The following is a 3097-nucleotide window of genomic DNA, read 5'->3' as shown; positions in this document are numbered from 1 at the left end:
TGGCATCGAGCGCGGCAGCGCCGGCCGCAACCAGGGCCTCGAACTCCGTGGGGCGGTGCCGGGCGGAGAGCGGAAATTCTTCGACGTTTGACATAAGGCGCTCGGCTCTCGGGGGGCCGGAGGTGCGACGGCCCGATGCGACCCTCCCTAACTGAGATGAACATGGGGCGGACGCCCCTGCGGCCCGCCGAACCGTCCCCAACGTACGACGCACCATTTGGTTCCATAGTGGATCGCTGGATCCCGCTAAGGGCGCTTATCGGACGTCAGGTCGAGGCGGGCAGCGACTCGGCTAAGGGCCCACGGGACTAAACCGCTCGCGCGGTAGAACGCCGCGGCTGGCGACACGGCGAAGCAATAGGCGACAGCTCATCGTGACGAGCGGGGCAATTAGCCCGTAGCTGACGATGATTCGATGATTGAGGACGTGCTGATCTGGAAGGCGTGGCGGAGCACCAACCATTGCACAAGAGCCAACTCGAACCCTCGATCGCGATTGTGTGCAACGTCGCGCTAGTTGGACGAGTCGGAATCTCGACGTAAGCAGAGTTACAAATGCGGTGATGCTCTTGACGAGCAGATCGAAACAGTTTCGGCTCTGATAGCTCTGGGGGCTTTCCAGCCACCAGAGATCGGTTAGCCTCATGGCCTTCGAATATCGAGGAGCTCACGTTTAGATTGTGTGGTGTGGTATTTTTGCTATAGCCAAGCCATTGAAAGTACAGGTGCCGCCAAACATCAAATCCCCATAGGCGATCGTCCTGATCGTCTGAAGGTTGTTTGACGCGACGTCCTACGTCCCCCCAGCGCGGTTTCCTCCTTTGGAGGCTTTCGGACGCCGGCCCCGTGTGCGCGGCAACACCGTCATAGGGCCGGCATCCGAAACCCTTCACAGAAGGAGACATGGCCCCCGGTTAGCGGTCAGTCCGGAGTGTCACGGCTCGTTCCGATGGCGTGGAAAGTCTTTCCGCACCTCTCCGCCCTCCCTAATGTAGCAAGATCAAACTCGCGCCAAGTGCAACGCGATCTCAACGCCGCCTTCCAAGATCTGCTCCGCCTGGACAGTGTGGGACGGCTCGCGCGAACTGGAGGATCCCACCATGAGGCCGAAGATGGCGGTGGCGAAACGTCGTGGCAAACACGTTTGCGGCACATATACAGCGCCAGCGCGGCTCCGGACATGGAGGACAAACGGACCATCTTCAACGCTCCTGTGATCTTAGTTCATAAACGCTCAGGGGCGCGTGGCGCGAGCCCTGTCAGGATCGTTCCCAGCAAAGCCGGGCACTATCGCTGCGCGATAGCCCACCGAAGCGGGCGCCTTATGCGCTTGTTCGGAGCCGCGCATCAAAGATGCCGTGCCACCACGGCAACGGATTCTTGCGCCCTTTGCTTTTGTCCAAGCGTTACCGGTCGACTGGTGTGCCGGCTGGGACATGAGCGCCCGACGCGGTCCACTGGTCGTACGTCTGGAACTTCAGGCCGAGCTTGTCGTAGTAGACCCCCAGATAGCCGTCGCTGCCGCGCAGTACCGCTGCGGGCATGACTGTCTGGACTTCCTGCGCCATCACGCCGACATAGGCCTTGTCGCTGCCGTTGTAGCTGAAGCGGTAGAAGCCAAGGCCGTTATCGAGGTGGCCGAGAAGCGAGATGTCGTGCTTAAGCATCATGTCGGATCGCCGAACAACACGCCGGGTAGTACGTCGGGCAACACCTCGGACGGATGCTACGCCGCCGGGTCGGACGACGGCGCCGGGTCGGACGACGCAGCCGGCGCGGTAGACACCGGCGGCACAATAGACGACAGCAGTTGCCTCAGGTATCTCGACAGCCATGGTTGCCGAGAACGCGGTAATGCCGAGCGCGGCGAGTAGAAGTGAGCGCATCGTTTTTCTCCTTCGTTCAATTGTTGGCAGGTTGGCAGGGAGGCTTGCCCCAAACAATAGCATAGATTTTCGCCCGGCGAGCAACTGTCGTTCGGAGCAATGCCTGCCGCATAAAAATCGCATCCCACTTAGCCGCGGACAGCAGCGACGTCAGCCTTGGGTCCACAAGCCGCCCAACTGGCGCCCGGCTGCAAACTTCCGGTTTGTCCCTGTGAGCCGACATGTCGCGACACTCCGCGAACGGAAGCGATGGTGGACGGCTCCAGGTTGGAAGGAGAATCTTCACTTGCGGCGTTGGTCGGAGCAGCCACGTGTTCGGCCTTCTTGTGCGGTACTCATGACCGCTGGCCATATGCCCTCCGCGGATCAGGTCCCGATCAAAAGCACGCATTCGAAGATGGCATGGCCCATGTGGGTTGTCCTGATCGCCGGATCGACCGGCGCCGCATTGGTGCTGTTCGCCGTTCCAACCGTCACGTCACACCCGGATGACCGGCTGTGATCTCGTTCACGCCGTAAGAGCGGCGGGTTCCTTGTAGGGTTCGTTCCTGGCCATCATCGCCCATGCCATCCTGGCGAGCTTATTGGCGAGTGCGATGGCTGCGACCTTGGTGGGGCGCCGTGCCAACAACGCAGTGAGCCAGGGCCGATGGCCCGTGCCATGGATCTTGGCATAGCGGATCACGGCGCGTGCGCCCGCTGTGAACAGGCTGCGTAAATAGCGATCGCCTTGCTTGCTGATACTGCCAAGCTTGTCCTTGCCCCACTCGAGTTCTGCTTCGGCACAAGCCCGACCCAGGCCGAGCAGTCCCGCCCCGATCGGAAGCCTTGGCATCGGCAACGCTCGCGACTAGCGCCGTTGTCAATGCTGGACCGACGCCAGGGATCGCATCCAGTCGCCTGCTCGTCGCGTTTGATCGATGCCAGGCAATAATGCGCCTATCAAACTCCAGGATCTGAGCCTTCAGTGCCCGCAACTGACTGCCGAGAGCCGCAAGACACGCGCGGGCCACCTCCGGGAGCCGGCGGTCAGCTGGATCGGCGACGACTTCCAACAGCTGTTCGACACCCCTGCGCCCGACGGGCGCAACAATCCCGAACTCGGCCAGATATGCGCGGATCGAGTTGATAACGGCAGTCTGCTGCGCATTCCAGGGATGGTGATCAGGTGTTCCAGGCGATGGTGATCACGGATTCCAGTGATCGCGATC

The 3097-nt window shown here is 61.3% G+C and carries 2 protein-coding genes and 1 pseudogene; 1 reads left to right on the top strand and 2 read right to left on the bottom strand.

Annotation, left to right across the window (positions count from 1 at the left end; genetic code table 11):
• Positions 1 to 1406: 1406 nt before the first annotated feature.
• Both IVB13_RS00015 and IVB13_RS00010 read right to left on the bottom strand, forming a co-directional pair.
• A pseudogene (locus tag IVB13_RS00015) lies at positions 1407 to 1682 on the bottom strand (tail fiber domain-containing protein); the annotation flags it as partial.
• Between the two features lie 712 nt (positions 1683 to 2394).
• A complete protein-coding gene (locus IVB13_RS00010; protein WP_247487223.1) occupies positions 2395 to 2721 on the bottom strand; it encodes a hypothetical protein in 327 nt (108 codons plus the stop codon).
• An 85-nt stretch (positions 2722 to 2806) separates the two neighbouring features.
• On the opposite strand from IVB13_RS00010, the gene IVB13_RS00005 reads away from it, so the two are divergent.
• Positions 2807 to 3073: a hypothetical protein gene (locus IVB13_RS00005; RefSeq protein WP_247487221.1), complete on the top strand. Its 267-nt coding sequence runs from the start codon at positions 2807 to 2809 to the stop codon at positions 3071 to 3073.
• Positions 3074 to 3097: the final 24 nt, after the last annotated feature.

The sequence above is a fragment of the Bradyrhizobium sp. 17 genome, from assembly GCF_023073515.1.
GTDB lineage: Bacteria > Pseudomonadota > Alphaproteobacteria > Rhizobiales > Xanthobacteraceae > Bradyrhizobium > Bradyrhizobium canariense_D.
The sequence above is the reverse complement of the archived record's forward strand: the minus strand, read 5'-3'. Positions and strand labels throughout refer to the sequence as shown.

Bases quoted from the DNA above. Each gene is read 5' to 3' on its own strand.
- IVB13_RS00010 (WP_247487223.1), bottom strand. From the start codon at position 2,721: ATGCCAAGGCTTCCGATCGGGGCGGGACTGCTCGGCCTGGGTCGGGCT.
- IVB13_RS00005 (WP_247487221.1), top strand. From the start codon at position 2,807: ATGCCAGGCAATAATGCGCCTATCAAACTCCAGGATCTGAGCCTTCAG.